This window comes from Paracoccus pacificus (genome assembly GCF_042680785.1).
Classification (GTDB): Bacteria; Pseudomonadota; Alphaproteobacteria; order Rhodobacterales; family Rhodobacteraceae; genus Paracoccus; species Paracoccus pacificus.
On sequence record NZ_JBHUEN010000009.1, the window covers coordinates 1 to 4,259 of the forward strand.

Genomic DNA, 4,259 nt, shown 5'->3' on the forward strand with positions numbered 1-4,259 from the left:
GCCATGCCCCTACCGTCGAACGCCTCCCGCGTCATACCCCGACCGCCGCATTGCTGCAATTTTTAGAGGCGCCCTAATGCCTGTTTGGCGATCGTGTGCCGACAATAAATGCTTTGAGGCTGGAGACAAAATTAAAGATGTCGTCTAAATTTTTAGTCTGACCTGTTTCACTCTTTGCCTCAAATAAATTGTAGGGAAGTTTTACAGTGAATGAGTTCTTAGAGGATGTACGGGCAATTGAAGCTGGTGACGCATCAGGCGAGATGCCAAGGTCCTTGAAGGCCTGTATTGCAACTGAGAAGTCGCTCAATTCTGGGTGAAATGTAGCGGCATCCTTCGAGAAGGATTCAATTGCGTAAATCAGTAGTATCCAAGACCAAGCGGTAGGGAATTTTGCTTCAGGCTCCATGTCTCCCTTTACGATTTTAGAGAATGGCGTAAACGGAAAGTCTGCCAAGGAGACCTTTCTCACAAATCTATTGTATTTTCCACCTTGAGTCAGGTCGATCCTTTCCCCTATGCTCGACTTTCCAGAACCTTTGTACCCTAAGAAGAGAAAGCGCTTTCCGTTGAGAGCCTCATCTTCAATCTTGTTGAGGTCGACAAATCCGTCTTCAATCAGTTTTGGATTGTGCTCTCGCTCAGCCTCAGCACTGATTTCTCCAAAATTGATATCGGAAAATTTCTTCATTTCTGCATCCTTTTGGGTAATTAGCGCCAGTTCAAGTCCTATTCGCGCAAGATGACACGATAACTTAGCTACATTCAAGGCCATGTAGATTGTGGAATACGATGGAGATGCGCACCTCTGGCCGGATTGTCTTCTGCTCAATGCGGCCGAAGGTCGGATTCTTATCAAAGGATAACCAGCGAGAGAATCAACACGTTTTTCTTGGGCTCTCGCTGCTTCGATGGTTGAATGCCCGCTTCCGTGAATGCCGTCGGGCAGCATCGACAGGCCCCGACTGGCAGCTTTGGGCCGGAAGACGCCGCCCTGATCACTCTACTGCGCCTCCTGAGTCAGCCCATTCTACGCCGCAGCATATCGACGATCAGCCTGAACGCCGGCAGGTTCTGGCGGCGCGTGGGATAATACAGGAAATAGCCGTCGAAGAACGGCGACCAGTCGTCCAACGCCAGTTGCAGCGCGCCCGAAGCGATGTGATCGTCGGCCAGGCTGTTAGGCACGAAGGCGATGCCCATGCCGCTGAGCGCGGCGTCCATCATCGCGTAGGAGTTGTTGAAGGTCAGCTGGCCGTCGACGCGGACGTTCAGCTGTTGCCCGTTCTTCTCGAACTCCCACGGGTACAGGCCGCCGCGCGTTTCATGGCGCATGTTGATGCAGTTGTGCTGCAGCAGGTCCTGCGGGTGCAGCGGCGGGGCGTGTTCGGCGAAATAAACAGGGGCGGCCACCGCGACCATGCGCCAGTCGGGGCCGATGCGCACAGCGATCATGTCCTTTTCGACGCTTTCCCCAAGGCGGACGCCAGCATCGAAACCGTCCTCGACGATGTTGCGGAACCCGCTGTCGATGCTGAATTCGACGCTGATATCGGGATGCGCGGCGAGCACCGGCTTGAGCTTGGGCCAGACCACGGTCTCGAAGGCGTGATCGGACAGCGTTAACCGGATGGACCCCGAGGGCTTGTCGCGGAATTCCATCAGGGCGGCGATTTCGTCCTCTATCTCGGTCAGCCGCGGGGCGACGGTGGCCAGCAGACGCGCGCCCGCAGGCGTAGGGGCGACGCTGCGAGTGGTGCGGGTCAGCAAGCGGATGCCCAGATTGGTTTCCAGACGCTTGATCGTATGGCTCAGCGTCGATTGGGCCACGCCGATCCGGGCGGCGGCCTTGGTAAAACTCCGCTCCTCGGCGGTGATGCGGAACCACATCAGATCGTTGAAATCGGTCTTGGACATGAGCGCATGATTGATCGACAGCATCGATTAGTCCATGCCATTCTACGCGGCTAATCTGATCGCCTTGGCCCGGCTATCTTCCGCTCAGCAGCAAAGAAGCCGGAGGATGACGATGACGGATGCAAGTTTCTTCTCTGCCGACAAGGGGCGTGCCAGTGCATGGGGTGCTGTCCTGTCCATGTCGCTTTCGGTGACGATGTTGATCGCGGCCGAGTTCATGCCGGTCAGCCTGCTGACGCCCATGGCGCAAGGGCTGGGCGCAACCGAGGGCGCGACGGGCCAGGCGATTTCGGTCAGCGGGCTGTTCGCGCTGGCATCGAGCCTGCTGATCACAACCGTCGCGGGCGGGTTCAATCGCAAATGGGTCATGATCGGCCTAACCGCGCTGATGCTGCTGTCGCTAGTGATGGTGGCGATGGCGCCGAATTTCGCCGTTTTGATGGTGGCACGTGCGCTTCTGGGCATCTGCATCGGCGGTTTCTGGGCGCTGGCGGCGGCGGTGATGATGCGGCTGGTGCCCGAACCGGATCTGCCCCGCGCCCTGTCGATCATGTATGGCGGGCAAGCCATGGCGGCGGCCTTTGCCGCGCCGCTCGGCAGCTATCTGGGCGAGGTTCTGGGCTGGCGCGAGGTGTTCTGGGCGCTGACCCCCGTCGTTGCCGTCAACCTGATCTGGCACCTTATTGCCCTGCCATCCTTGCCGGCGCGGGGCCGTCAGAACCTCGGCGCACTGATTGCGCTGCTCCGTCGGCCTTATTTCCGGCGCGCGCTGATCGCGGCGATGCTGACCTGGGGCGCGGCCTTCACCATGTTCACCTATCTGCGTCCGTTTCTGGAGCAGGTGACCAAGGTCGGCCCGGAAACACTGTCCGCGCTGCTGCTGGCGCTGGGCATGGCCGGGTTCATCGGCACCTGGACGGCTGGCCGCTTTGTCAGCGGACAGGTCGCGCCACTGATGAAGCTGCCAGCCCTTGTGATGGGTGCGGCGACGCTGGGGCTGATCGCTCTCGGCTCCGCGCCGCTGGCCGTCGCGGGTTTGCTGGCGATCTGGGGCGCAATGAACACGGCGCTGTCGGTCATCTTCATGACCTGGATGTCGCAGAACGTCGATGACGCCCCCGAGGCCGCAGGCAGCCTGCTGGTCGCCGCTATCCAGGCCTCGATCCTGCTGGGCGCGGTCATCGGCGGCCTGCTGCTGGACCGCTTTTCCATCACCGCAACCTTCGCGGGAAGCGTGGTGCTTGCCGCCCTCGCCGCGGCCCTGATTGGCAACGGGCAGCGCCTTCTGAAGCCAAACCACTGAACCGAAAGGAGACAGAGATGACCAACCTGATCACATCCAATGAACCGGCCGCCCGCGCCACTCTGAACCGCCGCGCATTGTTGAAAATGACCGGCGCGAGTGTCGCCGCCATCGGCGCGGCCTCCATCATCACACCAACTGCAAAGGCACAGACCATGACAGACGACTGGGACAAGGTTTTCCCGAAAAGCGACCGCGTCGACCATGAGAAGGTCAGCTTTACCAACCGTTACGGCATCACGCTGGTCGGCGATCTCTATCTGCCCAATGACCGTGCAGGCACCATGCCCGCCCTTGCCGTCGGCGGTCCCTTCGGCGCGGTCAAGGAACAGTCCTCGGGGCTTTATGCCCAGACCATGGCCGAACGTGGCTTCGTTACACTCGCCTTCGATCCGTCCTTCACCGGCGAAAGCGGGGGCACGCCGCGCAATACCGCCTCGCCCGACATCAATACCGAGGATTTCATGGCGGCGGTCGACTATCTCGGCCTGCATGATGCTGTGAACCGCGAGCGGATCGGTGTCATCGGCATTTGCGGCTGGGGCGGCATGGCCCTGAATGCGGTCGCCGCCGACAAGCGCGTGAAGGCGGTCGTGGCCAGCACCATGTATGACATGACCCGTGTCATGTCGAAGGGCTATAATGACAGCGTCACGCCCGAACAGAGGGCCGAAACGCTGGCGCAGCTGAGCCGCCAGCGCTGGGAGGATGCCGCCAATGGCGCGCCGGCCTATCAGTCCGCCTACAACGTCCTGAAGGGCGGCGAGCCGCAATTCATGGTCGATTACCACGACTATTACATGACGCCGCGCGGCTATCACCCGCGTGCGGTCAATTCCGGCAATGCCTGGACGCAGACCACGCCGCTCAGCTTCATGAACATGCCGATCCTCAGCTATATCGCGGAGATCTCGCCGCGTCCGGTGCTGCTGATCCATGGCGAGAAGGCCCATTCGCGTTATTTCAGCGAAACCTGAGAACGGCGGTGCGAAATTAGTCCACGTTAGCGGCGGCATGGTGCTGCTGCGGGCGGCGTAAA

4 protein-coding genes are annotated in these 4,259 nt (G+C 60.0%); 2 read left to right on the forward strand and 2 right to left on the reverse strand.

The window, feature by feature from the left end:
• Nucleotides 1-73 precede the first annotated feature (73 nt).
• Nucleotides 74-691, reverse strand: a complete 618-nt coding sequence (locus tag ACFSCT_RS03695; RefSeq protein ID WP_379140179.1) for a P-loop ATPase, Sll1717 family — start codon at nucleotides 689-691, stop codon at nucleotides 74-76.
• A gap of 329 nt (nucleotides 692-1,020) precedes the next feature.
• A complete protein-coding gene (locus ACFSCT_RS03700; RefSeq protein ID WP_379140180.1) occupies nucleotides 1,021-1,941 on the reverse strand; it encodes a LysR family transcriptional regulator in 921 nt (306 codons plus the stop codon).
• 88 nt (nucleotides 1,942-2,029) lie between these two features.
• On the opposite strand from ACFSCT_RS03700, the gene ACFSCT_RS03705 reads away from it, so the two are divergent.
• Together ACFSCT_RS03705 and ACFSCT_RS03710 are read left to right on the forward strand one after the other, a co-directional pair.
• Complete coding sequence (locus ACFSCT_RS03705) at nucleotides 2,030-3,220, forward strand: MFS transporter (RefSeq protein WP_379140181.1); 1,191 nt, start codon at nucleotides 2,030-2,032, stop codon at nucleotides 3,218-3,220.
• 17 nt (nucleotides 3,221-3,237) lie between these two features.
• Complete coding sequence (locus ACFSCT_RS03710; RefSeq protein ID WP_379140182.1) at nucleotides 3,238-4,197, forward strand: alpha/beta hydrolase; 960 nt, start codon at nucleotides 3,238-3,240, stop codon at nucleotides 4,195-4,197.
• Nucleotides 4,198-4,259: the final 62 nt, after the last annotated feature.